Annotated in this window: 22 protein-coding genes; 14 read left to right on the top strand and 8 right to left on the bottom strand. The window is 64.2% G+C overall.

Annotated elements, in window-relative coordinates; genetic code table 11:
- Window positions 1-51 precede the first annotated feature (51 nt).
- Together hpf and secA are read left to right on the top strand one after the other, a co-directional pair.
- Window positions 52-756, top strand: a complete 705-nt coding sequence (gene hpf, locus MHX52_RS06065; RefSeq protein WP_239317136.1) for a ribosome hibernation-promoting factor, HPF/YfiA family — start codon at window positions 52-54, stop codon at window positions 754-756.
- A 193-nt stretch (window positions 757-949) separates the two neighbouring features.
- Window positions 950-3,553 carry a preprotein translocase subunit SecA gene (gene secA / locus MHX52_RS06070; protein WP_049049833.1) on the top strand — a complete coding sequence of 868 codons (2,604 nt, stop codon included), beginning with the start codon at window positions 950-952 and terminating at the stop codon, window positions 3,551-3,553.
- A 3-nt stretch (window positions 3,554-3,556) separates the two neighbouring features.
- Here secA and MHX52_RS06075 read toward each other — a convergent pair whose 3' ends face one another.
- Window positions 3,557-4,057, bottom strand: a complete 501-nt coding sequence (locus MHX52_RS06075) for an Rv3235 family protein (protein WP_035004308.1) — start codon at window positions 4,055-4,057, stop codon at window positions 3,557-3,559.
- A 136-nt stretch (window positions 4,058-4,193) separates the two neighbouring features.
- Between MHX52_RS06075 and MHX52_RS06080 the strand changes: the two genes are divergently transcribed.
- Both MHX52_RS06080 and MHX52_RS06085 read left to right on the top strand, forming a co-directional pair.
- Window positions 4,194-4,604 (top strand): HAD family hydrolase, encoded by a 411-nt coding sequence (locus MHX52_RS06080; protein WP_035004304.1) that lies wholly within the window; start codon window positions 4,194-4,196, stop codon window positions 4,602-4,604.
- A gap of 3 nt (window positions 4,605-4,607) precedes the next feature.
- On the top strand, window positions 4,608-5,114 hold the full coding sequence (locus MHX52_RS06085) for a hypothetical protein (RefSeq protein WP_034984724.1): 507 nt from the start codon (window positions 4,608-4,610) through the stop codon (window positions 5,112-5,114).
- Window positions 5,115-5,122: 8 nt separating this feature from the next.
- Here MHX52_RS06085 and rsgA read toward each other — a convergent pair whose 3' ends face one another.
- Together rsgA and aroA are read right to left on the bottom strand one after the other, a co-directional pair.
- On the bottom strand, window positions 5,123-6,130 hold the full coding sequence (gene rsgA, locus MHX52_RS06090) for a ribosome small subunit-dependent GTPase A (RefSeq protein ID WP_239317139.1): 1,008 nt from the start codon (window positions 6,128-6,130) through the stop codon (window positions 5,123-5,125).
- Window positions 6,131-7,420 (bottom strand): 3-phosphoshikimate 1-carboxyvinyltransferase, encoded by a 1,290-nt coding sequence (aroA, locus tag MHX52_RS06095; RefSeq protein ID WP_239317142.1) that lies wholly within the window; start codon window positions 7,418-7,420, stop codon window positions 6,131-6,133. It lies immediately after the preceding gene.
- A gap of 72 nt (window positions 7,421-7,492) precedes the next feature.
- Between aroA and MHX52_RS06100 the strand changes: the two genes are divergently transcribed.
- The 3 genes from MHX52_RS06100 to rsrA are packed head-to-tail and all read left to right on the top strand — an operon-like array spanning window position 7,493 to window position 9,073.
- A complete protein-coding gene (locus MHX52_RS06100; RefSeq protein WP_035004296.1) occupies window positions 7,493-8,125 on the top strand; it encodes an SOS response-associated peptidase in 633 nt (210 codons plus the stop codon).
- Between the two features lie 33 nt (window positions 8,126-8,158).
- Window positions 8,159-8,803: a sigma-70 family RNA polymerase sigma factor gene (locus MHX52_RS06105; RefSeq protein WP_049049837.1), complete on the top strand. Its 645-nt coding sequence runs from the start codon at window positions 8,159-8,161 to the stop codon at window positions 8,801-8,803.
- A gap of 6 nt (window positions 8,804-8,809) precedes the next feature.
- Window positions 8,810-9,073, top strand: a complete 264-nt coding sequence (gene rsrA / locus MHX52_RS06110; RefSeq protein WP_239317145.1) for a mycothiol system anti-sigma-R factor — start codon at window positions 8,810-8,812, stop codon at window positions 9,071-9,073.
- 69 nt (window positions 9,074-9,142) lie between these two features.
- Here rsrA and MHX52_RS10420 read toward each other — a convergent pair whose 3' ends face one another.
- From MHX52_RS10420 to MHX52_RS06125, 4 genes are all read right to left on the bottom strand, one after another.
- Window positions 9,143-9,217, bottom strand: coding sequence for a 50S ribosomal protein bL37 (locus MHX52_RS10420; RefSeq protein WP_011274008.1), 75 nt, complete (start codon window positions 9,215-9,217; stop codon window positions 9,143-9,145).
- Window positions 9,218-9,312: 95 nt separating this feature from the next.
- A complete protein-coding gene (locus tag MHX52_RS06115) occupies window positions 9,313-9,579 on the bottom strand; it encodes a WhiB family transcriptional regulator (protein WP_005293852.1) in 267 nt (88 codons plus the stop codon).
- 378 nt (window positions 9,580-9,957) lie between these two features.
- Window positions 9,958-11,259, bottom strand: coding sequence for a hypothetical protein (locus MHX52_RS06120; protein ID WP_035004291.1), 1,302 nt, complete (start codon window positions 11,257-11,259; stop codon window positions 9,958-9,960).
- Window positions 11,256-12,605, bottom strand: coding sequence for a DEAD/DEAH box helicase (locus MHX52_RS06125; protein ID WP_035004410.1), 1,350 nt, complete (start codon window positions 12,603-12,605; stop codon window positions 11,256-11,258). Before MHX52_RS06125 ends, MHX52_RS06120 begins: the two co-directional genes overlap by 4 nt.
- Window positions 12,606-12,703: 98 nt before the next feature.
- On the opposite strand from MHX52_RS06125, the gene MHX52_RS06130 reads away from it, so the two are divergent.
- The 7 genes from MHX52_RS06130 (at window position 12,704) to MHX52_RS06160 (ending at window position 25,148) form a co-directional block, all read left to right on the top strand.
- A complete protein-coding gene (locus MHX52_RS06130) occupies window positions 12,704-12,949 on the top strand; it encodes a DUF3107 domain-containing protein (protein WP_035004288.1) in 246 nt (81 codons plus the stop codon).
- Window positions 12,950-12,999: 50 nt separating this feature from the next.
- The gene (locus tag MHX52_RS06135) at window positions 13,000-13,956 is read left to right on the top strand and encodes a DUF3152 domain-containing protein (protein WP_239317148.1); all 957 of its coding nucleotides are present in this window, start codon (window positions 13,000-13,002) and stop codon (window positions 13,954-13,956) included.
- Between the two features lie 8 nt (window positions 13,957-13,964).
- Window positions 13,965-14,864, top strand: coding sequence for a TIGR02569 family protein (locus MHX52_RS06140; protein WP_051901653.1), 900 nt, complete (start codon window positions 13,965-13,967; stop codon window positions 14,862-14,864).
- A gap of 93 nt (window positions 14,865-14,957) precedes the next feature.
- Window positions 14,958-18,320: an ATP-dependent DNA helicase gene (locus tag MHX52_RS06145; protein WP_239317150.1), complete on the top strand. Its 3,363-nt coding sequence runs from the start codon at window positions 14,958-14,960 to the stop codon at window positions 18,318-18,320.
- Complete coding sequence (locus tag MHX52_RS06150) at window positions 18,321-21,950, top strand: UvrD-helicase domain-containing protein (RefSeq protein WP_239317152.1); 3,630 nt, start codon at window positions 18,321-18,323, stop codon at window positions 21,948-21,950.
- 13 nt (window positions 21,951-21,963) lie between these two features.
- Complete coding sequence (locus MHX52_RS06155) at window positions 21,964-23,046, top strand: TrkA family potassium uptake protein (RefSeq protein WP_035004280.1); 1,083 nt, start codon at window positions 21,964-21,966, stop codon at window positions 23,044-23,046.
- An 11-nt stretch (window positions 23,047-23,057) separates the two neighbouring features.
- Window positions 23,058-25,148 (top strand): ATP-dependent DNA helicase UvrD2, encoded by a 2,091-nt coding sequence (locus tag MHX52_RS06160; protein ID WP_239317154.1) that lies wholly within the window; start codon window positions 23,058-23,060, stop codon window positions 25,146-25,148.
- A gap of 20 nt (window positions 25,149-25,168) precedes the next feature.
- Here MHX52_RS06160 and MHX52_RS06165 read toward each other — a convergent pair whose 3' ends face one another.
- Window positions 25,169-26,050 carry a hypothetical protein gene (locus MHX52_RS06165; protein WP_239317156.1) on the bottom strand — a complete coding sequence of 294 codons (882 nt, stop codon included), beginning with the start codon at window positions 26,048-26,050 and terminating at the stop codon, window positions 25,169-25,171.
- Window positions 26,051-26,125 lie beyond the last annotated feature (75 nt).

The raw sequence follows: 26,125 nt of genomic DNA on the forward strand, positions 1-26,125 counted from the left end.
GATGGGTAATCCGGCCCGATTTTGGCGGTGAATGATTTTGGAGGTTGAGCAATGTCGACCGGCAAAAACTCGTCCGACTTTGGCAACGAGGAACTTGCTGCACCCGAGGCAGGCGTAGAGATCACTGGACGCAACGTTGAGGTGCCAGAGCACTTCGCAGACCGCGTCAAGGGCAAGCTCGCAAAGATCGAGCGCCTGGATCCGACCCTCACGTTCTTCCACGTGGAGCTGCAGCACGAGCCCAACCCGCGCCGTGGCGACCAGCAGGATCGCCTGCAGATTACTGCAACTGGCAAGGGACACATCGCTCGCGCAGAAGCTAAGGAAGACTCCTTCTACGCTGCCCTCGAGGTCGCAATCGGCCGCATGGAGCGCTCCCTGCGCAAGGTGAAGGCACGTCGCAAGATCGCCCGTTCCGGCCACCGCACTCCGATGTCCATGGGCGAGGCAGCTGCCAGCCTGGTGGAAGAGGCACAGCCGAAGGCAGAGACCAAGCCGGAGGAGGTCGGCCCGTACGACGTCGATCCCTACGAGGATCAGTTCAAGCCCGGCCAGATCGTGCGCAAGAAGGTGCACAAGGCCGCTCCGATCAGCGTTGACCAGGCGCTGAGCGAGATGGAGCTCGTGGGTCACGACTTCTTCCTGTTCATCAACGAGGAGACCGGCCAGCCGTCCGTGGTGTACCGTCGCCACGCTTTCGACTACGGCCTGATCACCTTGGAGGAGAAGGCAGCGGAGAAGGACGCAGAGAAGTAACCCCTTTCTCTAATCCGTCTTCAACCCATCAGCCGGCCCCACGACTAACCCGTGGGGGCCGGCTTTTTATGTCTGGATTATGCCCGGACTTGCCGGGTGTAGTTGCCCCCGGCCTTGGGGCTGGGGGTAGGATTATCCGAAGCCGACCAATTAGCTAACCAGTTTTAGAAATCGAGCAAAGGACAGCATCAGCGTGCTAGGACTTTCGAAAATTCTCCGTATGGGCGAAGGCCGTGCGGTCAAGCGTCTCGCGAAAATCGCCGACCAGGTGATGGACCTCGATGAGGAATACACCGAACTCACCGACGAGGAGCTGCAGGCCAAAACCGACGAGCTGAAGAAGCGAGTTCAGGAAGACGGCGAGAGCCTGGACGACGTCCTGCTCGAGGCTTTTGCCACAGCGCGTGAGGCCTCCTGGCGCGTGCTCGGCCAGAAGCACTACAAGGTGCAGATCATGGGTGGCGCTGGCCTCCACTTCGGTTATGTTTCCGAGATGAAGACCGGTGAGGGTAAGACCCTGACCTGTGTGCTCCCCGCATACCTCAACGCACTGTCCGGCAAGGGCGTGCACGTCGTTACCGTGAACGACTACCTGGCAAAGCGTGACGCCGAGTGGATGGGCCGTGTGCACCGCTTCCTGGGGCTCAGCACCGATGTGATCCTGAGCGGCAAGAATCCCGCTGAGCGACGTGAGGCCTATAACGCCGACATCACTTACGGTACGAACAACGAGTTCGGCTTCGACTACCTGCGCGATAACATGGCGCACTCTCTGAACGATCTGGTGCAGCGCGGCCACAACTACGCCATCGTGGATGAGGTCGACTCGATCCTCATCGACGAGGCCCGTACCCCGCTGATCATCTCTGGTCCGGTCGAGGGCTCCAGCAAGTGGTTCACCGCCTTTGCGGCAATCGCCCCGAAGCTGACCCGTGACATCCACTACGAAGTGGACGAGCGGAAGAAGACCGTGGGCGTCAAGGAAGAGGGTGTGGAGTTCGTCGAGGACCAGCTGGGCATCGAAAACCTCTACGCTCCGGAGCACTCGCAGCTGGTGAGCTACCTGAACAACTCCATCAAGGCGAAGGAGCTGTTCACCCGCGACAAGGATTACATCGTCCGCAACGGCGAGGTCGTCATCGTCGACGAGTTCACCGGCCGCATCCTGGACGGCCGTCGCTATAACGAGGGCATCCACCAGGCGATCGAGGCGAAGGAACACGTCGAGATCAAGAACGAGAACCAGACGCTGGCCACCGTCACCCTGCAGAACTACTTCCGCCTGTACGACAAGCTGGCCGGCATGACCGGTACGGCGGAGACCGAGGCCGCCGAGCTGAAGTCCACTTACAAGCTGGACGTCGCCGCGATCCCGACGAACAAGGAAAACAAGCGTAAGGACCACGTCGACCTGATCTACAAGACGCAGGAGGCGAAGTTCGAGGCCGTGGCCGAGGACATCGCCGAGCGCGTAGAGACCGGCCAGCCGGTGCTGGTGGGTACCACCTCGGTGGAGCGTTCAGAGTACCTGTCCAAGCTGCTGCAGCGCCGCGGCATCAAGCACAATGTGCTGAACGCGAAGTACCACGAGAAGGAAGCGGAGATTGTCGCCCAGGCAGGTCGTCTGGGAGCCGTCACCGTGGCTACCAACATGGCCGGCCGTGGTACCGACATCGTGCTGGGCGGTAACCCGGACATCATCGCCGACATCAACCTGCGCGAGCGCGGCCTGGATCCGGTAGAGACCCCGGAGGAATACGAAGAGGCCTGGGACGACGAGATCGAGAAGGTCCGAGAGGAGTCCAAGGAAGAAGCGGAGAAGGTCCGCGAGGTCGGTGGCCTGTACGTGCTGGGCACGGAGCGTCACGAATCCCGCCGCATCGACAACCAGCTGCGTGGCCGTTCCGCACGTCAGGGCGACCCGGGCGAGACCCGCTTCTACCTGTCCATGCGCGACGACCTGATGGTGCGCTTCGTCGGCCAGACGATGGAGGCGATGATGACTCGCCTGAACATCCCGGACGACGAGGCTATCGACTCGAAGATGGTCACCAACGCCATCAAGGGCGCACAGTCCCAGGTGGAGTCCGCCAACTTCGAGATGCGCAAGAACGTGCTCAAGTACGACGAAGTCATGAACGAGCAGCGCAAGGTGATCTACGGCGAGCGCCGCCAGATCCTCGAGGGTGAGGATGTGGAAAAGCAGATCCGCAACATGCTGAAGGACACCATCGAGGCATACGTCGACGGCGCGACCGCCGAGGGCTATGTCGAGGACTGGGATCTGGATACCCTGTGGAACGCCCTGGATTCCCTCTACGGCCCGACCTTTACCCACGAGGAACTGGTGGAAGGCGACGATTACGGCCGCCCGGGCGAGCTGAGCTCTTCTCAGCTGCTGGAGGCGCTGCTCGACGACGCGAACCGCGAGTACGACGAGCTGGAGGAGAAGGTCACGGAGATCGCCGGCGAGGAGCAGATGCGCGGCATGGAGCGCGCGGCTTTGCTGAACGTCGTGGATCAGAAGTGGCGCGAGCACCTCTACGAGATGGACTACCTGAAGGAAGGCATCGGCCTGCGTGCGATGGCGCAGCGCGATCCCCTGGTGGAGTACCAGCGCGAGGGCGGCGACATGTTCAACCGCATGAAGGACGGCATCAAGGAAGAGACCGTCCGCCAGCTGTTCCTGGTGCGTAACCAGCTGAAGCAGGCCGGCCAGGTGCACGTCGAGGACCCGGCGGCCGGTAACGAGGGCGTGGCCGTGGACCGCGCCACGCAGACCACCATGGGTGGTTAAGAACTAGATCAAGCTGAGGCTATCGATCGCCCAGACCTTGACCCCGCGCCGCGCGGAGCTGTGCAGTTGATGCAGCTCTGCGCGGCGCTTCTGCGTGTGCTGCGACATGCTGCCCGCAATTGCCCGCACTCGCTCGCCCATCTGCACAGACGCGCAGAAGCGAACACAATCGCCCGCGCTGGGCTGGATGTGCAGGCTTATTATTGACGCCCCCTTCTCCACCCGCCCGCTCGTCGGCTCCGGCCGCACGTGCCGGCGGACGCGCAGTTGCTCTAGCACCCGCTCGCCGAAGGGCGCGCGGCGCAAATGATCGATCGGACGGCGCCCCTCCAAAGCCTCCAGCCACATTTTTACGATCTGCGCGATGCGTTGGGGCGGTGGGGTGTTGGCGTCCCGAAAAGAATCGGTGACCTCCTCCTCAGTGACCTGCACCGCGACGGCCGGGGTGGGTGGGCGCAGGAACACGAAGTCCGGAAGTGGGCGCGTGGAAGTTGAAGTGGTCACGAAAGAAAATCCCCCTGTTGTTCATGCCATTGATGCCGTACGGCGCGTTCCCCCGAAGGCGCCATACGGGCATAACTATAGCGAAGTGCGCGCCCTGCGGGGCGCCGGAGGGCGAAAAGATGGCAGAATGTAGGGCATGCGTGGACTAGTAGTTGATTATTGCGGAGTGTTGGACGGCGCCGAGGAAGACCGCAGGCGGTGGCGCAAGCTGCTGTCGGCGGCGCGAGCGGAGGGCATTGCCACGGCGATTCTTTCTAACGACCCGGGCGGGGCGGGCGCGGCCCCCATCCGTACGTGGCTGGAGGGCGGCTACGTGGATGCCGTTGTCCTGTCTGGCGAGGTGGGCGCGGAGAAGCCCTCGGAGGAGATCTTCCGCATTACCGCCGACCGCCTGGACCTGCCGCAGCAGGATCTGGTGCTGGTGGACGACAACATCCTGAACATCCGCGGCGCCGTGGATGCCGGCCTGATTGGCATTTACTACCAGCAGTTCGACCGCGCGGTGGTGGAGATTACCGGCGTGTTCGAGCTGGAGGGGGAGTTCTAAACCATGCTGGTGTACATTCCCGCGACTTTTGACATGCTGGGCACACTCGCGGAGCAGGGGGAGCACCCGGTGCGCTCCGCGGTGGGATTTGCGCTAACGCCGGCGGTGCGGGAGTTCTACACCGGCGGCGACGAGGAGGAGCTGGCGTACACGGCCTTCCTGGACGCCGCGCGGGCCTCGCTGCGCCTGCTGAGCGCGGGTGGGGAGGAGCGCTTCCCGCACCGGCGCGTGGTGATCAGCGCGGAGATCGACGACTCGGCGGTTACTTTGGCGCCGGCCGACGGTGAGTCCGTGGTGCGGCTGGACCCGGCCGTTGTGAAGGTGCAGCAGTTGTTGGCGATCCATGTTGATGACGCCGACGCGGAGGCCGCCACGGCGAAGGCGATCGAGTGCATCGACGCAGCTGACCTGGGGGATGAGGACGCGGAGTTCGCGCTGGGGGACTGCGAAGACAACCTGATGAGCTGGTACGACGCGAAGGAGCTGCCGTTCCTGGTGGATTTGATGTAGCGGCTTAGCTACATTTCCCACTCGTTGTTGCTGCGCAGGGCCTCCAGCAGGCGGCGGATCGCTGTGACGCGCCGGGCGGACGCGCCGGTGAGGGTATCTAGGGCGCACTCCGGGTCGGCGGGCGGACCCATGTGGGTGCAGCCGCGGGGGCAGTCTTCGGTGACCTCGCGGAGGTCCTCGAAAACTTGTACGACGGTATCTGGGTTGACGTGTGCGAGCCCCAGGCTACGGATGCCAGGGGTGTCGATGATCCAGCCGCCCGCGGGCAATTGGAGCGCGACGGACTGGGTGGAGGTGTGGCGGCCCTTGCCCACCCCGCTGACCTCTCCGGTGGCGCGTTCCGCGTCGGGGATGAGGCGGTTAAACAGGGTGGATTTGCCCACCCCGGAGTGGCCGACGAGTGCGCTGACCTTGCCCGTGATGTGCTCGGTGAGTTCGTCCAGGGAGTCGCTGACGCCGGTGGTGAGAACCTCCACGTCGAGGTCACGGAACTCGGCAGCGAACGCGCTGGGGTCGGCTAGGTCGGACTTGGTGAGGCAGACCAGCGGGGTGAGGCCGCCGACGAAGGCGGCGATGAGGGCGCGCTCCACGAAGCCGGTGCGCGGCGGCGGATCGGCCACGGCGCTGACGATCAACAGGTAGTCCGCGTTGGCCACGACGATCCGCTCGAAAGAGTCTGTATCGTCCGCGGTGCGGCGCAGGATGGACGTGCGGTCTTCGAGCCGCACGATGCGTGCCAGGGTGTCCTTCTTGCCGGAGGTATCGCCGACCACGCTGACGTGGTCGCCGACGACCACATTGGTGCGCCCCATCTCGCGGGCACGCATGCAGGTGACGAGGGTGCCGTCTTCGTCCAGCACCACGCCCCAGCGGCCGCGGTCCTTGGAGACGACCATGCCCCGCTTGGCGTTCTTATGGCTCGGCCGATCCTTCGTCCGCGGGCGGGAACCCTTGCCGGGGCGGACGCGGACATCGGACTCGTCCCAGTGGTGGGCGTTGCTGTGCCTCCGCCCCATCTAGCGTTCCTGGCCCAGCAGCTGCGCCCAGCGGCGGCGGAAGCCGGGGAGGGTCTTGGCGGTGGTGTCCACGTCCGAGACCTCGATGCCCTCGACGCGCAGGCCCAGGATCGCTCCGGCGGTGGCCATGCGGTGATCGGCGTAGGACTCCCAGCGGCCGCCCTCCAGGGCAGCCGGGTGGATGATCAGCCCGTCGGCGGTCTGCTCGACGTTGCCGCCGAGGGCGTTGATGTTATCCGCCAGCGCCTGCAGACGGTCGGTCTCGTGCCCGCGCAGGTGCGCGATTCCGTAGAGGTGGCTGGGGCTATCTGCCAGGGCCGCCAGGGCGGCGACGGTGGGGGTGAGCTCCCCAATATCGTGCATGTCCCAGGTGATCCCGTTGACGCGGCCGGTGCCGGAGACAACTAGATCGCCGTGGTGGACGTCCAGCTCCGCCTCCGCACCCATGTCCAGCAGGATCTGGCGGAACTGGTCGCCCGGCTGGTTGGTGGTGGCGGGCCAGTTCTGGATGCGCACGGTGCCGCCGGTGAGCACGCCCGCAGCCATGAACGGCGTGGCGTTCGACAGGTCAGGCTCCACGTGCCACTGGCGGCCGCTGATCGGGCCGGGGTGGACGGTCCACCGGTTGAAGGAGGTTTCCACGTTCACCCCGGCCTCGCGCAGCATCTGCACCGTCATCTCTACGTGGGGCTGGCTGGGGAGGGAGTTGCCCTCGTGGATAACGGTGACGCCCTCGGTGAAGCGGGCACCGGCCAGCAGCAGGCCGCTGACGAACTGGGAGGACTCGGAGGCATCGATGGTGATCTCCCCGCCCTGGATCTCCCCGGAACCCTCCACGAAGAAGGGCAGCCCCTCCGGGTTGCACTCGGTGCTTGTCTTCACGGTGGCGCCGAGGGCACGCAGGGAGTCCAACGTGGTGGACATCGGGCGGCGGCGGGCCTCCACGTCACCGTCGAAGGCAACCGTGCCGGTGGCCAGGGCAGCGATCGGCGGGACGAAGCGCATCACGGTGCCGGCCAGTCCGCAATCCACCTGGCCGCCGTGCAGCTTCTCCGCCGGGGTGACGTACATTTGGTCGTTCTTCAACAGGATCTGGGTTCCCATGGAACGCAGAGCCGACATCATCAGCTCCGTATCGCGGCTCACCAGCCCGCCGGTGATGGTGGAGGGCGCATCCGCCAGCGCGGCGAGGATCAGCGCACGGTTTGTGATGGATTTCGAGCCGGGGATAGCCACGGTGGCCTGTACGGGCTCGGTGGCGACCGGAGCCGGCCAGAGTTGTTCAGACATACCTGCAGACATACCCACATTGTCTCACTTTTTCGCTGGAAAAGAAGTGTGGGGTGGGCATAATGGGCGAGTATGTGTGGCCGATACGTTTTGTTCAGCTCCTTAGAAGAGCTTTCGGGTGACCTGCAACGACGGCTGGGAGCCTCGCGCATACCCCGCGCCGGGGCCGGGGAGTGGCCCGCCAACTACAACGTGGCGCCCACCACCGAGGTGCCCATCGTGCGGGAGTTTAGAAGCGAGGCCGCGATCGGCCCCGCACGCTGGGGCTATCCGCCGAAGACGGTGTTTAACGCGCGGGGAGAGACCGCATTCTCCAAGCCCCTGTTTGCCGGCTCCCTGCCATGCGCCTTTCCGATGGACGGCTGGTACGAGTGGACGGTCGGGGAGGATGGCAAGAAGCAACCCTGGTTCACCACCGCCACCGACGGCCACCCCCTATACGCCGCCGGGCTGTGCAAGGCCGTGGAAGGCAAGCTCTACGGCACCATCATTACCGTCGCGGCCCTGCCGGAACTCGAATGGTTGCACAGCCGCATGCCCAGGATCCTGGTGGGCGACGAGCTAGAAACTTGGCTGAAGGGCGCAGGGGCGGAGCTGGTGGCGTCACCAAACAAGGGAACAGAAGTACACAGCAGGAAGGCGGACAGGAAGGTCGGCACCGTGGCGAACAACTTCCCGGAACTGGTGGGAATGAACCGGCGATAGAATTGCGTTGGAAGAAAGGTGAGAGGTGAGCGAATGAAACGCAGCGATGATACTGCAGACGAGCTGCTGCAAAGATTCGAGGCTGACGCGCTGCCCCTGCTGGATCAGCTCTACGGTGCGGCGGTGCGGATGACGCGCAACCCGGCCGACGCGCAGGATCTGGTGCAGGATGCGTATATGAAGGCCTACCAGGCGTTTGGTTCCTTCAAGGAGGGCACGAACCTAAAGGCGTGGATGTACCGAATCCTGACGAACACGTACATCAACAGCTACCGCAAGGCGCAGCGACGCCCGACGGAATCCAGTGCTGACGAGATGACCGACTGGCAGCTGGCCGAGACTGCTAAGCATGACTCCGTGGGGCTCGAATCCGCCGAGGTGGAGGCGCTAAAGAACATCCCGGATAAGCGCATCCAGGATGCCCTGATGAGCCTGGGCGAGGACTACCGCATGGTCGTGTACTACGCGGATGTTGAGGGGCTGGCATACAAGGAGATTGCCGAGATCATGGACACTCCCATCGGCACCGTGATGTCGCGGCTGCACCGCGGGCGCAAGCAGCTGCGCAGCAAGCTGAAGGACGTGGCGGCGGAGCACGGGATTGTGACGGAGGCGGCACGAAACAAGACGGTGCAGAACAAGACGGCTCAGAACAAGCTGACGGAAGCGAAGGGATAAGAGCACATGTGCAAAGACAATTCGCGAAAGACGGACTGCGACGACCTGCTGGATGCCCTGTACGAGGTGGCTGATGGTGACGCCGACTGGGAGAGCCGCGAACGTTTGCGCGCTCACGCCGACGCTTGCCCGGAGTGCCTGCGGCAGCTAGGCATCGAGCAGCAGGTGCGCGACCTGCTGCGGAGCTGTTGTAGCCAGCCCGCCCCGGTGGAGCTGCGGGCGCGGATCTGCACGCAGTTGCGGGTGATTAGCTACCGGGTGGAGGAGTAGCGAGCTAAAGCAAAAGGCCGGCGGGCACCGTTTTCTGCGGTGCTCCTGCCGGCCTTTTTGAGTTACGGCTTAAGAGTTTGGACGCTTGCCGTGGTTAGCCTTCTTCTTGCGACGATCCTTGCGCTTGCGGCCACGCTTGCTCATTGTGCAGCTCCTTGGTGTTTAAGGGGACAGTTTCAACCTGTTCAGCTTAGCGGGGGCGCGTAGCTGGACAAAATAGCTGAATAAAAAGCTGGGGTTTAAACGGTGATGCGCTTGCGGGTACGAGTGCGGCCGCGGTTGGTGCGACGCTTCAGCGCGCGACGCTCGTCCTCGGCCATGCCACCCCACACGCCGGCATCCTGACCGGACTCGATGGCCCAGTTCAGGCACTGGGAAGCGACGGGGCAGCGGTTGCAGACCAGCTTGGCCTTGGCGATCTGAGCCAGGGCGGGGCCGGAGTTTCCAACGGGGAAGAACAGCTCTGGGTCTTCTTCACGGCAAACGGCTTTGTGGCGCCAATCCATTATTGTGTTTCCCTTCTATTTTTTCAGACAAAGGATGTCCGAAGGTGCGTCGTTTCGGTTCTTTGCAGTCGGTGTGGGCACTTTGGCCGGTGATCGAAGTTGGGCTCGACGAATTGACCTAGAGAATCTCTAGGTAAATTCAGGCAAAAGTGGTGGTGGCGAAGTGGCGTGCAGACCTGTGTGTAGAGGGGGTCGCGGCGGCTTCTCGCCTTGCGATTAAGACCTTGTTGGTTTGTTGTTAACCTTTTGGTCTCTTATCGGTTACTTGGATGATTTTGGCACGTTATTGCCAGTTTGGCTAGAGCTTTTTCTCAAATTGTGACGAACATCACAAGAAAATGATTTGGTATGCCAGGGGAAAGCGGTTAATGGGCAGTTTTACCCAGCGTCAGCATCCCCCAGCGCCACGACGGACTCACCGCGCTTTTCCACCAGCACCTCACCCGCCAGCTTGAGCGTCACCTGCCCGGTGTAGCCCTTGCGATCCACTGGGATCGTGCGCAGGACTTTGCCGTTATCCCAGTCCACCACTGCAATCCCCTTAGCGGTGGGAACCAGCAGCCGCCCGCCCATAGGAGCGGCAGGGCCGATTGCGCCATTAACTTGGAACGCAGGCTCCATGGTTGACGGGGTGAAGGTAACCACTCGGGTGCCATCAAACCAGCTCATCAGGTGCGCCGAATCCGCGGTCTGGGCGCGGAACAGCGTGCCATCCCGCTGCTGCGGATCCAGTAGCGGGGCGGGGTCGGCGGGGAACTGCTGGAAGTCGCCTTCCTTATCCAGCACCTGGAAGCGCGACCCTTCGTTATCGTTCTCGTCCTTCGCACGGGTGCCGTTGCCGGGAGCGTAGATCACCGCCCGGTCTAGCCCCACGCCCACCAGCTCGCTGTCCGCTGGGACCTCGTACTCGTGGTATTTCTCCGGGGCATCCGAGTCTTCCGGGTTCGTCTTAAGCAGCCGGATCAGCTTCTTCTCGCTATTGGGGCAGGTCTGCGCCGTAACTAGCAGATCCCTGCGCGTCAGTGCGGAGGTAAAGGTGCACTCGGTGTATGCCTGCTTGTTCGGCTTGACTGCCGTCAGCTTGTCGCCGACCTCCACGCGCCGCACTGCGTCCGAGCGCAGCAGTTCCGTGCGCGTGGGGGAGAGCATCCCGATGTTGTCCCGGCTCTGGAACAACTCCACGTGGTCGGCGGCCAGCATGTCGCGGGTGTGGCGGTATTCGCCGGTCCCGCTATCCAGCGCCACTACCTGTCCGCATCCCTTGGGGCCCTGCAAGAAGAGATTCGCCTTGCCCCAGTTCGCCGCCACGGCGCACAGGTCGTGGGGTGCCTTATAGTGCCAGACCTCGGTGCCGTCGTCGCCCCGCACCATCGTGGCCTTGTTGCCGGAGGTTAGAACGACCCCACCCTGATCCACCACCAGGCCGGCGGAGTCCGTCCTCGCTTCCCACAGCTCGCGCAGATGCTCTGGAATCTGCCGGTCGCCCTTGGCGGAGTCGGAGGATGCAAGGGTCTTGTCCTCGGCCTCGATCGGGTGATCAGCGACCCGGTGGTCCACCTCGCGGGCGTCGGAATCCAGCCACGTGATCCCGCCGAGGGCAAGCAGCCCGCAAGCCAACGCGGCTGCGACGATGTGGTCGCCGCGACGGGCGCGCTCGGGGGAGGGGATGCGCCGGCTCATGGGCGCGGCCTCCTGCGGGACTTCTTCACCTTCAGAGCTGCACCTTTCACGCCGCGCGGTGCCCCCACCCGGTCGCCAACATCGTCGGGAAGGTTGAACTCAGCCAGAAATTCCGCGCTGGAAGAGAACCATTGTGGTGGGTCCTGCAAGTCCAGCCCCAGGGCGTCGCTGATGGCGTTCCACCGCGCGACCTCGTCCCAGCCGATGAGGCTCACCGCCGTGCCCGTGTTGCCCGCGCGCCCCGTACGGCCGATGCGGTGAACATAGGTCCGCTCGTCGTCCGGCACCTGGTAATTGATCACGTGCGTGACATCCTCGATGTCGATACCGCGCGCCGCCACGTCGGTGGCCACCATCACGTCCACCTCGTTGCGGCGGAACTCGTCCAGGGATTCTTCGCGGTCTTTTTGCCGCATGTCCCCGTGTACTGCGCCCACGCGGAAGCCCAGCTTGGCAAGCTCCTCGGCCACGCCCGCTGCCTGCCGCTTCGTACGGGCAAAAACGATGCTGCGGCCCCTCCCGGGGGATTGCAGAATACGGGCGAGTGCGGAGAGCCTATCGAGTTTGTGGGACTGGAACACCACCTGTTTCGTCGACTCGTGGGTTGCCTCCGTCGCCGCACTATCCGCCTGGATTAGCACCGGGTGCCGCATAAACGTCCTAGTCAGCGCCGCAATCGGCCCCGGCATGGTGGCGGAGAACAGCATCGTCTGTCGCTGCGGGCTGGTTTGCGTGATGATGTCGCGCACATCGTCCAGGAATCCCTGATCCAGCATCTCATCCGCCTCGTCCAGCACGACGATCTCGACCGTCTGCAGCTGCAAATACCCCTGTTTCGCCAGGTCCAGCAGCCGTCCTGGAGTACCGACGACCACGTCCACGCCGCGCTCCAGGGCCGCCGTCTGTGCGTCGAAGCCCACGCCGCCGTACACCGCCTGTACCTGCAGGGCACGGGTCTTGCTCTTCTTTCTTTGGGACGCCCCCTCGGCCCCCACCGGCACACGCAAGTTGCGGGCGGCCAGGGTCAGGTCGTCGGTGACTTGCAGGCACAACTCTCGGGTAGGCACTACGATCAAGGCGCGCGGGGTGCCGTCCGGGGCGGTGACGGTGGCGTCATCAAAAACCCGATCGAGAACAGGAATGCCGAAACCCAAAGTCTTGCCCATACCCGTGCGTGCCTGGCCGATAACGTCGGAGCCCTTCAGCGCGATGGGCAGGGTGTATTCCTGGATGGCGAAGGCGCGCGTAATGTTGGCCGTGGCCAGAGCCTCCGTGATTTCCGCGGCCACGCCGAGCGAGCTGAAGGTTGGGCGGGAGGCAGAGGATCCAGAAGACGCAGAGGGCATCAGCACCTGCAGCACCTGCCTTCCTTGCTCGACCTGATAGCTATGATGGTCACAATACTGCACGTGAGTATAGAACGAACATGAAGGAAGGGTTTCCCATGCAGATCAAGGTCGGATTCGTACACAACGCCCGCGAGCTGGCTATCGCCATCGACACGAAGAGCGAGCAAGCCAAGTCCCAGGACGAGTACGTGGCAGAGATCGAGAACTTCCTGCGTTCCGGCGAGAATGAGACGCTGACCATTGAAGGCGCCAAGGGGGCGCGCTACGTGCTGGTACGTGGACAGATCGCTTACGTAGAGGTCGGCGCAGAGGCTAAGAACTCTGTCGGTTTCGTAAGCTAAGCAGGCCGGGGCAAGCCTGGCCAAAGCCTAAGGAGGCAGCGACTAGCTGTATGAGTAGCGGCAGTAACGTGGAGCGCCACCCCATCCCGCCGGCGCGGAAGTCCGCGCCGGAAGCGTCGGGCGCAGATATGAGGCAGCCCGAGCGCGGGCGGTTTAGCTTCCGTGGCGTAATACTGATTACTGTCGCATTTGTGCTGGTGACCCTGCTGGTCATGTACAGCATTCTGCATGGTCTGGGTGACGAGGAGGACACGCAGGCCACCGGTGAGGTCGCGGTTACCAGCAGCGACGACGGTGGCTCTTCTAACGGCAGCGAAATCGGCGACTATGAGGACCTGAAGTTCGGTTCCCTGCCCCCGGGCGGCAAGTACACGAAGAAGGGCAGCGGGAAGTTCCGCACCGCCGGCGAGCCCGGCAAGACCTTCGGCAAGGGGAAGAAGAAGTTCACCTACGTCGTGGAGGTCGAGACGACGCTGAAATCCTCGGCCTACGGTGGTGACGACGCTTTTGCCGCGATGGTGGACGCCACCCTGGCCAACCCGAAGTCGTGGGTGGGCGATCCGCAGTATTCCTTCCAGCACGTGGACGAAAAGAAGCTGCCGAAGGGGAAGAAGCCGGATATGCGGATTCAGCTGACCTCGCCGGAGACCACCGCTGCGACCTGTGGCGATAGCTATGGCATTGAGACCAGTTGCAACTTCCCGGGCGAGGGGCGGGTGGTGCTCAACGAGGCGCGCTGGGTGCGCGGCGCCATCCCGTTCGAGGGCGATCTGGGCGCGTACCGGCAGTACATGATTAACCACGAGGTCGGCCACGGCATCGGGCACAAAGCCCACGTGCCGTGTTCCAAGGATGGCGCACTGGCGCCGATCATGATGCAACAAACCATCAGCCTGAACAACGCCGAGATCTATAAGATCAACCCAGACAAGGCCTTCAAGGACAACCCGAACACCTGCAAGGCAAACCCGTGGGTGTTCCCGTTTGGGTACAAGAACAGCAAATAAGCGAGCACATGATCAACGAAGATTCTCACAGCGATTTCAACTCCCCGCCACCGGCGCACATCCTGGCCAGCTTCCAGGTGCCCTCGGCGCACCCGGTGCTGCTGGAACAGGAGTGGAGCCAGGGGTGGCGCTGCGACCGGGCGGTGATCTCCCGGGCGGATGAGCCGGCGCGGGCGGCGTGGATTGCCAAGATCATGTCGAAGGTGCGCCCGGCGGGGGTCTCCATGTCGCGACCCATCTTTTCCTCCGACGGGCGCTTTAGCGTGTCCGGTTGGCGGGCGCGCACTTTCATGTCCGGCCACCAGTCGCCGCGCTTCGACGAGATGGTGGCGGCCGCCTTGCGCCTGAACGAGGCACTGCGTGGCGAAAAGAAGCCGACGTTCCTGGCGCCGCCTGTAGCAGGGGAGAAGTGGAACGAACACGACCTGTTTGCCGCGGCGGACCAGGCCGCATTCGCCGAGGATCCGGCGGAATGGGTCACCCCGGTGCTGGCGCCCGAGAGTGTGCCGCGGGAGGACGCGGCCGCCGCCCTGGTGAAGGCCGCAAACCTGGCCGAGCTGCGCGAACCGATCGTGGAGGACGACCAGCTGGTGCATGGGGACATCGCCGGCTGCACCATCTTCGACGGTACCGCCGACCCCATCGTCACGGATCTTTACCCGGCGTGGCACCCGGCGGCCTGGAGCGTCGCACTGCTGATCGTGGACACGATGGCCTGGGGTAACGCGCCGGATGCCCTGCTGGATCGCTGGGCGCACCTGCCCGACTTCACGCAGCTGGTGCTACGGGCGGCGATGTACCGGCTGTTCTTGCACGCCATGCTGCCGAACTCCCAGCCGGAATCGTGGGAGGGGCTGGCGCGCGTGGCCGACGTTGTGGCGGCCTGGGTAGCGAAGCGGGAAGACTAGTCGCCGCCCCATAATCGAGGCCCTCGCCCGTAATCGAACACGAAAAAGGTGTTCGGCGGGAGGTTGTCCAAGGCGCATGACAGACTTAGAGCCATGGACCACGACAGCCTAAAGAGCACTCACAACAACCCGCCGATAAACCCCAACCACGATCTCGAAAAACGCCTCGGAGCCAGCGGTAAACCGAAGGTACGGCTGGGCCAGCCCACAGATGGGATTCAGCCAACGGAGGTTTTCGACGGCCTGGCCGGAGCCTTGGTCGAAGGGTCGACGCAGGTGGATTACGCCCGGCCCTACGCGGTCCTCGGCGGGCCGGGCACGGGCAAGACGTCGCTGCTGATCTCTGCGGCGCGGGACTTCCTGCTGCAGGGGGGATCGGCGTCCGAAATAATGTTCTTCGCACCGTCGAAGGAGGCGGCGACGGCCGTGCGTGCGGCGTTGTACCAGCGCATGGCGGGGGAGGGCGACTACGCTGCGTCCGGCACGTTTGTGCGTTCGGTGCACTCGTGGGCCTTCGCGTTCTACCGCAGCGTGCAGACTCTGCGCGGGCAGAAGCAGCCGCGGCTTATCACGGGTGCGGAACACGACATGCAGATCCGGGAGATTCTGCGGGGCACCGAGGAGGACGGCAACCGGTACTGGCCCGCCAACGTCGTCCCCGCGCTGGGCTACGCGGGCTTTGCCCAGCAGCTGCGTGATCTGCTGCTGCGTGCCACCGAGCGTGGTCTGTCGGCTAAGCAGTTGCAGCAGTTAGGGGTCGAACACGACCGGCCGATGTGGGAGGCCGCGGGGCATTTCCAGGAGGAGTACCAGCAGGTCCAGCGTCTGAGCCGTTCGGAGAGCCTGAATGCCTCCGAGCTGCTGCACGCGACCTTAGCGGCCTTTGAGAAGCCGGAAGACGAGCAGCTGGTCGAGCGGCAACGGGAGAAGGTGAAGCTGCTGCTGGTCGACGACGCGCACAATCTGGACCCAGCCTCTGCCCGGCTGATCGAGAGCTTCATGGTGCCGGGGACCCGGACCCTCATCGCAGGTGATCCGGACCAGTGCGTGTTCCACTTCCGCGGTGCGGACGAGGCTTTCCTGGACTCCTACTCGCAGGACCCGGACCACCGGGTGGTTTTGAGTGCTTCTTATCGTTTGACGCCACCTGCGGCCCAGTCCGTGAACGCCCTCCGTAGGCACTTGGGTGCGCAGCCGAGCCGCGTGGAGCTGCGCTCTGCCGGTGCGGGGGAAGGGGCAGGTGGAGGCTCCACAGGCGCCGAGACTGTGCAGGTGACGATTACGCCGACCGAGACTGCGGAGCGGCTGAAGATTGTGGATGTGGTGCGGCGTGCACACATCGAACAGCAGGTCGCGTGGGACGACATCGCGGTGATCGTGCGCGGCACCGGAAGTATCGCGCGGGTGCGCAGGACACTGATGGCCTACGGCGTGCCCGTGAAGGTGGATCCGACTTCCGTGGTGCTAGCGGAACAACCCCTGGTGCGGATGTTGCTGCTGGCCGCAGAGGCGAGCTACCGGGACCTCACTGTCGCGGAGATGCACAGTGTGCTGGAAGGCAGCGTGGGCGGCGCGGACCCGGTGATGGTGCGCCGCGTACACCGCGCGGTGGCGCTGGCCATCCGCTCCGCGCAGATGGCCGGGCAGCCGCTGCGAGCTCACGAGGATGGCAGGCCCTTCCAGGCCGCGGACTACGTTACGGAGCTGCTGAACCACCCCGACGATCCGGACAATCAGTGGATTCTTGGCCACTGCGGACCCCGCGAGCAGGAGGTCATCCAGCGCGTATCTGCCGTTCTAGAGGCCGGGCGGCAGGCTTGGAAGAACCGCCAGGGCACGGAGATGGTGCTGTGGAAGATCTGGCAGGCCACCAAGCTGGACATGCACTTGCGTGCGCAAGCTCTGAAGGGTGGATCGCTCGGCGCGCAGGCCGACGCGGATCTGGACGCGGTGATGAGCCTGTTCGATATTCTGGGAGACTTCGCGGAGCGCAACCCGCATGCGCAGGTGGAGAGCTTCGTGGAGAACCTCCGCGCCCAGAAGGTGCCCACCGGCGGGCGCGACCAGCGCGGCGTTCGCGCCGGGGCCGTGGAAATCCTGCCCGCCCACGCGGCTGCAGGGCGCCAGTGGAGGGTGGTGGCCATCGCCGGAGTGCAAGAAGGCGAGTGGCCGACCGGCCCGACTGTCGGCGGGCTTTTCGGCCAGCTGGAGCTTGTGGACCTACTGGACCGGGGGATCGACCCGAGCGTGCCGGTGGCGCGCATCAACGATGCCATCGAGGAGGAGCGCAGGCTCTTCCTGCTGGCACTCAGCCGCGCAACCGATAGTGTGCACGTGACCTGCGTGCGGAACTCCGGCGATGAGGCGCTGGTGCCCTCAAGGTTCATTGCCGAGATGGGCGTGGAGCCCACGGAATTGGCTACAACCGACGAGGCAGAAGCTGCCGCGGGGAGCAAGGTCTCCGGGTCCGGGGCGGGCGCGCTGCCGCGCGTGCTGGCCATCGAATCGCTGCTGGCGGAGCTGCGCGATGCCGTCACCGACCCCAACCGCCCCGGCCACGAGCGGCGTGCGGCAGCACGTAACCTGGCCAAGATGGCGCAGGCCGGAGTGCACGGTGCAGCCCCCGAAGACTGGTGGGGCATGGCGGAACCCTCCACGGACGCGCGCGTGCTGGCCGGCGACAAGATCCGATTGAGCCCCTCCAAGCTGGAGAGCTGGAGCACCTGCGCGCTGCGCACCTTCCTGGACAGCAACGGAGGGGTGAGCGAATCCACCGAGCCGATGCGCGTGGGCATATTCATTCACGCCGTCGCCGAGCAGATTGTGCAGGGGATGGAACTCGACGAGGCGCAGCTGGCCGTTCGCGAAATCCTGCCGCACGTGCTCGACGGACCAGCGTGGAAGGATAAGCACACGGTGGCGCGCTGGGAAGAGGGCGTCAAAAAACTATACGACTTCATTGCCAGCTACAGGGGCCAAGAGCTCGAGACCGAGCGAACGCTACGGGCGAGCGTCGGGCAGACACCCGACGGGGTTGAGGTGACGCTGAGCGGACGCGCCGACCTGCTGGTGACGAACCCGGAGGACGGACTGACGCAGGTGATTGACTTCAAGACCGGCAAGAACGCAGTTTCGTATAAAACGGCGGCGGAAAGCCCGCAGCTGAGTGCATACCAGTTCCTGCTGACGCTGACTGAGTGCCCCGGAGGCGGCGGGCAAAAGTACCGCCCCGGCGGTGCATGGCTGGTGTACCCGGGGGCTCAGACCACGTCGATTACCAAAAGAGACCAGGTACAGCTGACGGACGAACAACTGAGCGGAGTACACGACCAGCTTTTGGAGATCGCACCGGTAACAGCGGGGCCGACATATCTGGCCACGCCGAACGACGGCTGTAGGTATTGCGACTTCAAGGCGATCTGCCCCGCGCAGGACGAAGGGAACCAGGTGATTTAAATGGATAGCAACCGACACATCTTCAGCCCTCAGGAGCTATCCCAGCTGATGGGGCAGAAGTTCGCCCCGACCGACGAGCAGGCGGATGTTATCCAGGCCGGGCCGTTCGGCAACTTCCTGGTCGTCGCCGGAGCCGGCGCGGGCAAGACTGAAACCATGGCGGCGCGTGCCGTGTGGATGGTGGCCAACGGCTATGCTCGGCCCGAGCAGATCCTGGGCCTGACCTTCACCCGCAAGGCCGCGGCCGAGCTGGGCGAGCGCATCCGCCAGCGCCTGCAAACCCTGGCGGAAAGCGCCTTCATGGACCAGCTGTCGGCAGATGATCCGCGGCGGGAGGTGCTAAAGAACATTGCGCCGGCGGTGGCTACCTATGACTCCTATGCGGGGGACATCGTCCGCGAGTACGGCCTGCTGATCCCCTCGGAGCCAGCCGCCCGGCTTATTACGGACGCCGAACGGTGGATGGTGGCTCGCGATGTGGTGGTCAACTCCAACAGTCCATTAAGCGCGCAAAAGGCCGTTCCCAGCGTGATCGCGGACGTGTGTGCTCTGTCGGATGAGATGGATAACCACCTGGCCAGCATCGAAGAGGTCGAGAAGGAAAGCACGGCGGCGGCGAAGAAGCTGTTGGAGGACCTGCCCAAGGGTAAGAGAAGCAAGAATGAATTCACCGGCGCTAACACCGACTTCCTTAAAGCACAGCAATATCGCACCGAACTGTTGACGCTGGTGAAACAGTTCCGCGAAACCTTGCAGGAGCGCGATCTACTGACCTTCGGCCAGCAGATGAGCAAGGCCGCGCAGCTAGTGGAAACCCACAAGATAGTGGGGCAGGACCAGCGGCGCCGCTTCCGCGTGGTGATGCTGGATGAGTACCAGGACACCGGCCACGCCCAGCGCATCATGCTGAAATCGTTGTTCGGCGGCAAGAAAGAAAGCGATGGCGAGTTTTCCGCGATGGCGGTGGGCGACCCCATGCAGTCGATCTACCTATTCCGCGGGGCAACGGCCTCCAACCTGGAGAAATTCCGCACCGATTTCCCCGATGCGAACGGCAAGCCCGCCGAAAAGCTGCAGCTGCTGACCTCCTGGCGCAACCCCACCACGGTGCTGGACATGGCCAACAAGATCTCTACATGGTCCATGGAGCGCAGCACCGAAAGCACCGGGCGCCTGGTCTCCGAACTACGCCCGCGCCCCGGTGCTGCGGAAGGCGAGACGGCGGTGGCTTTCTTCGACGAGCGGGAGCAGGAACTCGACTGGCTCGCTGACAAGTTGCAGTCGCAGTGGGAGGACTACCAACGGAAACTGGAGATGGCCGACGACCCGACGAAGGTCAAGCCCTTTTCCGCCGCTGTGCTGGTGACGGTGAACAAGGACGCAGTGCCGATTTACGAAAAACTAGTAGAGCGCGGGGTGCCCGCGGACATGACCGCGGGGCCGGGACTGCTGGACATTCCCGAGGTCGCGGACGTGTTCGCAACCCTGCGCGTGCTGGTGGATCCGACGGATGACGTGGCTCTGCTGCGCCTCTTGACCGGACCGCGGTGGAACATCGGTGCAGCCGACCTTGCCATTCTTACGCGCCGGGCAGAGCAGATCGCTCAACGCGGAGCCGGGGAAGAGGGGGCCGTCGACGACGCTGCAATGGAACGGCAGCGCCAGGAAAACATCGAGCTGCTTCGAACTCCTGGAGTGCGCGACGAGCTGATCGAGGCAGTGCTGGAGGCCATTCCGAATGCCACGGAGTTCTCCGTTGGACTGATCGATGCGCTCGCCGACCTGACCGATGCCGAGGAGATGGGCATGTCGGCCGAAGGTGCGAAGCGACTTGCACTGCTAGGCCGAGAGCTTGGATACCTGCGCCGCCACAGCCTGGGCAAGAACCTGCCGGACTTGGTGGCGGACATCGAGAAGATGCTGGGAGTCCGCACGGAAGTCCTCACCCGCTGGCACCGCCGCCCCGAGCAGGCGATCGGCACCAGCCACTTGGATAAGTTCGCGCAGATTGTGCGAGACGTTTCCCGCGCCGGTACCGCCACCCCAAAGGCATTGGTGGAGTACCTACTGGCGGCTCAATCGGAAGAAGGCGGGCTGGACCCGGGCGAGGTGCAGAAAAAGGACAACACTGTGCAGATCCTCACTGTTCACAAGGCCAAGGGGCTGGAATGGGACATCGTCGCCGTGCCGCACGCCTCACGCGAACGTTATGGAGACTACTCCCAGGCACGAAGCGAATCCGCGTGGACCACCAACGCAAGGGTTATGCCGAGCAGCCTGCGCGGTGATTCCGACGACAAACCGGGGGCGTACCCGGTGCTCTCGATGGCCAACGTGAAGGATCGAGGGGACCACACCAAAGCGTACGAAGAGTTCAATAGGCAGGTGAACCGCTTCCGCGCCAAGGAAAACGACCGACTGTTTTACGTGGCTATCACCCGTTCCGAGCGGGTGTTGTACGTCAGCGGATCGGCCTTTAAGGCGTCCACGGACAAAGGTAACGACCCATCCATATGCCTAACCCTGCTGCGCGAGTACCTCGAGAAAAGCGGCGCTGCAGATAGCGTGGAGCACTGGTCCGACATGGGCAAGTACTACTCGGAGTTGGATAAGCTGTTGCAGAACCCAGACTTGCCCCTTGAGGACAAGCTCATGCTGCCCACCCCGCAGCTCAATGGTGAGCGCCTGGACTTTCAAGAGGATCGCAAGGAACGAGATGCCGTCGTATCCACCGGCGCTAGCTGGCCCAGCCCCGCGCCCGCAATGGCGAGCCCCGGTGTGGCCGAAGCCGCCGAACAGGTGCGCAAGGAAATCGCGGCCATGCCCGCACATCGTGCAGAACACGCCCAACACGCACAGCACCGGCCCGAGCCAAGCGCCGGCGCGGGCGAAGCGCCGACCACCCTTGCCGAGGCCTGGGACCTCGAGACGAACCTGCTACTCGAGGAGTTCTCGGCAATGGATAATGCCGAGCTGGTGGTTCCGCTGAACGTTCGCATGACCGCCACCGAAGCCGTGAGCTTGCGCAAGGACGACCAGGAGTTCGCCCTGCGTGCCCGCCGTCCCATCCCGTTGGAACCGAAGCCCTATGCCAAGCGCGGCACCGCCTTCCACAACTGGGTGGAGGAACGCTACAAGCAGGTCAGCCTGCTGGACGAAGATCAGCTCCCCGGCGCCTCCGACGCAACCCTGGAAGACCCGTATCTCGAAACGCTCAAGGATGCCTTCCTGCGCTCCGAGTGGGCCGACCGCCAACCCGAGAGCGTGGAGGGTGCGTACTCCGTCACTATCGGCGGCCACGTGTTCGAAGGCCGAATCGACGCGGTCTTCCACGACGGAACCGATCCCACCGACGGATGGATCGTTGTGGACTGGAAGACCGGACGCAAACCTACCGGCGCGGATATGGATGCAGCCGCCATGCAGCTGGCCGTGTACAGGCTCGCCTGGGCGAAATTGCTCAGCGCGAAACTGGGGGTGGATGTGCCCGCCGAGAACGTCCGGGCTGCCTTCCACTATGTCGCGGCAAATGAAACCTATGAACCGCGTACACTACTGTCTGCAGACGAGCTCGAAGGGATGCTTGGGGGCGTCACTACAAAGACCAACCAAGACAACATCGAGCAGTGACGAGAGGACGTAGATGAAGTACCGGCTGCGCGAACGCTTCCGCGCCGACGATGAAGTCGATGAGCTACCGCCGCACGCGCTGCTTAACATCGTCCAGATCCCAACCTCAGTGGTGCAAAGCCCCTGGTGGCTCATCGTCCGACGAATGTTCTACGCTTTCCTGCTGGTGCTGTTCGTCGCCTGCCTGGCCTACTTCGACCGGGACGGGTATGAGGGGATGGAAACGTTTGTAGACGCCCTGTACTACTCGTCGGTATCCCTGTCGACCACGGGCTATGGTGATGTCTCGCCGCAGACGCAAAATGCGCGGCTCGTAAACACCCTCATCATCACCCCGGCCCGCCTGATCTTCCTGATCCTGCTGGTCGGTACCACGCTGTCCGTCCTTACCGAAGAGTCCCGCAAGACCCTCAACATCCGCCGCTGGAGGAAGAAAATGCGCAACCACACCATCGTCATCGGCTATGGCACGAAGGGGCGCTCCGCCATCGCAGCGCTCTTGGCCGACGGCGTATCGCCCTCGCAGATCGTGGTCGTGGATACGGACCGCGAGGTGCTGGATCAGGCCTCCGCACAGGGGCTGGTGACAGTGCAGGGCTCCGCCACCCGGTCCGACGTGCTAAAACTCGCCGGTGTTAACCGTGCCCGCGCCGTCGTTGTGGCTCCGAACCAGGACGATACCGCCGTGCTGATCACCCTGTCGGTGCGTGAGATCGCCCCGGCCGCAACCATCGTCGCCAGCGTGCGCGAATCCGATAACTCGCACCTGCTCCGCCAGTCCGGCGCGGACTCCGTGGTGATTTCCTCCGAAACGGCGGGCCGTCTTATGGGGCTGGCGACCGTCACCCCGTCGGTGACGGAAATGATGGAGGATCTGCTGTCCCCGGACGAAGGTTTTTCCATTGCCGAGCGGCTGGTCAGCGAAGAGGAAGTGGGCGGCAACCCGCGCGTTCTGGAGGACGTGGTACTGGGCGTGGTGCGCTCCGGCGAGCTGTACCGCATCGACTCCGCCGAGGCGGAGACCATCGAACCGGGCGACCGCGTGCTGTATGTGCGCTCTAATCCGGGAGCCGACGACATCCTCGGCGCGAAGTAGGGGTGCCTTAAGTGAGCTCCCTGCTGGACGGACTGGACCCGGAACAGGCAAGAGCTGCCTCGGCCCCGCGCGGGCCGGTCAGCATCATCGCCGGCGCCGGCACCGGTAAGACCCGCACCATTACCCACCGCATTGCCCACCTAGTGGACGGCGGGTTCGTCAACCCCGACCACGTGCTTGCCGTCACCTTCACCGCCCGCGCCGCCGCGGAACTGCGCGAGCGCCTGGCTCTGATGAACATCCCGAAGGTGCAAGCCAAGACGTTCCACGCCGCGGCGATGCGGCAACTGAAGTACTTCTGGCCCGCCTACGCAGGCGACCTGCCATGGACGTTGCTGGACAACAAGTTTCGCATTGTCTCCCGCGCCGCCCGGGCCGTGGGAGTGGAAACCAGCACCGCGATGCTCGCCGACCTGATCGGGGAGATCGAATGGGCAAAGTCCTCTCTGATCAGCGCGGAAGACTACCCGGATTACGTCGAGCCCCGGCGCCGCGATTGCCCAGTAGACCCCAAGACATTCGTCAAGGTCTTTCAGGGGTACGAGAGCATGAAGACCACGCCCGAGGGCATGCTGCTGGACTTCGACGACCTGCTGTTGCACATGGCGGCGGCCATCGAATCCAACACGGGCATCGCCGACGAGTTCCGCTCCCGCTACCGCACCTTCGTCGTCGACGAGTACCAGGACGTCACGCCCCTGCAGCAGCGCGTGCTGGACGCCTGGGTGGGCGACCGCGACGACCTGACCGTGGTGGGCGACGCTAACCAGACGATCTACAGCTTCAACGGAGCCACCCCGGAATACCTGCTGGACTTCACCACCAAGTACCCGGAATCCACCACGGTGCGCCTGTACCGCGACTATCGCTCCACCCCGCAGGTCGTGGACCTGGCCAACAACGTCATCGGCAAGGCGAAAGGGCGCGTGGCGGGCACTCGCCTGAAGTTGGAGGGCCAACGCCCCGCAGGCCCGCTCCCGCAGTTCCACGAATACCCAGACGAACCCGCTGAGGCCGTAGCGGTGGTCAAGGAAATCCAGGCGCTCATCAGCAAGGGCGTGGAGCCTGCGAACATTGCGATCCTGTACCGCATCAACTCACAGTCGGCGAACTACGAATACGAACTGGAGCAGGCCGGAATCGGCTACCAGGTCAAGGGTGGCGAGGGCTTCTTCAAGCGCACCGAGATCCGCGAGGGCATGAATGCCATCATCGCCGCGGCGAAGAAATACGACCCAGCCCCGGAGGACGTGCCCGATGCTGTCCGCGCCGCCCTCGTTCCCGTCGGCCTGACCACCACCGAACCCTCCGGCTCGCAGGAACGCGCGCGCTGGCAGTCCCTGCAGGCTCTGTTCGACCTGGTGAAGGAGATCACAGCCAGCGCGGCCGAGCCTTTAAGCATGCCGGGCGTGGTGGCGCTACTGAAGGAGCGCATGAGTGCGAAGAACCCGCCGAAGTTCCAGGGGGTTACCCTCGCCAGCATCCACGCCGCCAAGGGCCTGGAGTGGGATGCGGTCTTCCTCGTCGGCCTGAACGAAGGCACCCTGCCGATTCGCCATGCGCTCAAGGGCGCAGGCTCGGAGGAGGCCATCGAGGAGGAGCGCCGCCTGTTCTACGTCGGCATCACCCGCGCCCGCGAGTACCTGCACCTCAGCTGGTCGCTCGCACGCCAGGAGGGGTCGAAGGCGAACCGTCACCGCACCCGCTTCCTCGACGGGCTGGTCCCGCAGGAGGAAGTAGCCGCCGCCCAGCGTCGCTCCGGCAGCGGAGGTTCCCGCGAGAGGCTCGGCGCGCCGAAGAACGCCTGCGTCGTCTGCGGCGCCCGCCTGGGCAGCCCCGAACTGAAGATCCTCGGCCGCTGCGGCCAGCACGCCCCCGAAACCGACCACCTTTTGCTCACTGAACTGCGCGATTGGCGCACCACCCAGGCGAAAGACAAGGCGGTGCCGGCGTATGTCATTTTTACGGACGCCACGTTGCGCGCCATCGCCGAAAAGCTGCCCACCACGTCTGACCAGTTGCTGGCTGTGCCGGGCATAGGCCCGGTGAAGGTCCAGGAGTTCGGTGAGGACGTGCTGGCGATCGTCAGCAACTATGCCTAACTGTGCCTAACCGTGGCCAACTAGACCCGCACCGCCCGGCAGGAAAGGCAGCTGTCGTTGAAGGGCACCTGATAGGTCTGCACGGCTCCGGTGGCGAAGTCCACCAGCCGCCGTTGCCTCAGAACCTCCGGTATCTCCGGCTCCTCCGGTGGGGGTTCCTGCTGGAGCCGCGCCGCCCGGCGTGTGCGGATGAAGTCCTTGTGCGCCTGCCACCAAGGCAGGACGTGCTCATTTAGCATCATCGCCAGCTGCGTGGAGGCAGCCTGAATGAGGTGCCTCTCCGTGCTGCCGGGCCTGCCGGTGGCCTGCAGGCGAACGCCGCGCCAGCCGTCGTCGATCCTGCCGTAGTAGCTATCCGCGCAGGCCAAGCAGGGTGTAACGCCCGGAACGACCAACGGCCCCAGCACGGTTTTGCCGTCCACGATGCCGGCGGGGTAGTGGGCCACGCGGTTGACCATCAGCGCATGCTGCACGTCCGGGGTGGGGAACACCGCGCCGGGCAAAGCGATTAGCGAACGCCGGGCCTCGCTGGGCGTGGACGTGACGCAGTAGCTTAAGCCCAGCGCCTCCAGAACGGGTTCCAGCCGCTCGCTAGCCACGCCGGAGGCCAGCACGTGGAAGCTCACGTTCCCCTGGGAGGGGCGAAGGATCTTCGCCTGCATCATCTCAGAGAGCATCAGCCGCGCATCCTCAGATTCCAGCCCGCAGTAGCCCAGCTTCTGGTGCAGCTCGTCGAAGCCGATTCCCCCGCGGGCCAGGGCGAACACGTGTGCCACCTGGCCGGGGTTCACGCTCTTCGGCAGCGGCAGAATCATCGACTCGTGCGGCAAGACCCCGAACTGCAGGCCGATCGTCGGCCTGGCCAGGATGGCTGTGCTCGACGGCAAGTTAAGCTCTAGCATGATTGCATTCCCCTAAAACCCCTGTCACTTAAAACCCCAGTCCCTAATATCCCAGTGCGGCAGCCTGCGCTCCCC

Source organism: Corynebacterium sp. ACRQJ (assembly GCF_022346045.1).
Lineage (GTDB): Bacteria > Actinomycetota > Actinomycetes > Mycobacteriales > Mycobacteriaceae > Corynebacterium > Corynebacterium evansiae.

Bases quoted from the DNA above. Each gene is read 5' to 3' on its own strand.
- aroA (WP_239317142.1), bottom strand. From the start codon at position 7,420: ATGTCTGAACAACTCTGGCCGGCTCCGGTCGCCACCGAGCCCGTACAG.
- MHX52_RS06080 (WP_035004304.1), top strand. From the start codon at position 4,194: ATGCGTGGACTAGTAGTTGATTATTGCGGAGTGTTGGACGGCGCCGAG.
- MHX52_RS06150 (WP_239317152.1), top strand. From the start codon at position 18,321: ATGGATAGCAACCGACACATCTTCAGCCCTCAGGAGCTATCCCAGCTG.
- MHX52_RS06085 (WP_034984724.1), top strand. From the start codon at position 4,608: ATGCTGGTGTACATTCCCGCGACTTTTGACATGCTGGGCACACTCGCG.
- MHX52_RS06100 (WP_035004296.1), top strand. From the start codon at position 7,493: ATGTGTGGCCGATACGTTTTGTTCAGCTCCTTAGAAGAGCTTTCGGGT.
- MHX52_RS06105 (WP_049049837.1), top strand. From the start codon at position 8,159: ATGAAACGCAGCGATGATACTGCAGACGAGCTGCTGCAAAGATTCGAG.
- rsrA (WP_239317145.1), top strand. From the start codon at position 8,810: ATGTGCAAAGACAATTCGCGAAAGACGGACTGCGACGACCTGCTGGAT.
- MHX52_RS06120 (WP_035004291.1), bottom strand. From the start codon at position 11,259: ATGAGCCGGCGCATCCCCTCCCCCGAGCGCGCCCGTCGCGGCGACCAC.
- MHX52_RS06145 (WP_239317150.1), top strand. From the start codon at position 14,958: ATGGACCACGACAGCCTAAAGAGCACTCACAACAACCCGCCGATAAAC.
- MHX52_RS06140 (WP_051901653.1), top strand. From the start codon at position 13,965: ATGATCAACGAAGATTCTCACAGCGATTTCAACTCCCCGCCACCGGCG.
- MHX52_RS06165 (WP_239317156.1), bottom strand. From the start codon at position 26,050: ATGCTAGAGCTTAACTTGCCGTCGAGCACAGCCATCCTGGCCAGGCCG.
- MHX52_RS06115 (WP_005293852.1), bottom strand. From the start codon at position 9,579: ATGGATTGGCGCCACAAAGCCGTTTGCCGTGAAGAAGACCCAGAGCTG.
- MHX52_RS06125 (WP_035004410.1), bottom strand. From the start codon at position 12,605: ATGCCCTCTGCGTCTTCTGGATCCTCTGCCTCCCGCCCAACCTTCAGC.
- rsgA (WP_239317139.1), bottom strand. From the start codon at position 6,130: ATGGGGCGGAGGCACAGCAACGCCCACCACTGGGACGAGTCCGATGTC.
- hpf (WP_239317136.1), top strand. From the start codon at position 52: ATGTCGACCGGCAAAAACTCGTCCGACTTTGGCAACGAGGAACTTGCT.
- MHX52_RS06155 (WP_035004280.1), top strand. From the start codon at position 21,964: ATGAAGTACCGGCTGCGCGAACGCTTCCGCGCCGACGATGAAGTCGAT.
- MHX52_RS06135 (WP_239317148.1), top strand. From the start codon at position 13,000: ATGAGTAGCGGCAGTAACGTGGAGCGCCACCCCATCCCGCCGGCGCGG.
- MHX52_RS06130 (WP_035004288.1), top strand. From the start codon at position 12,704: ATGCAGATCAAGGTCGGATTCGTACACAACGCCCGCGAGCTGGCTATC.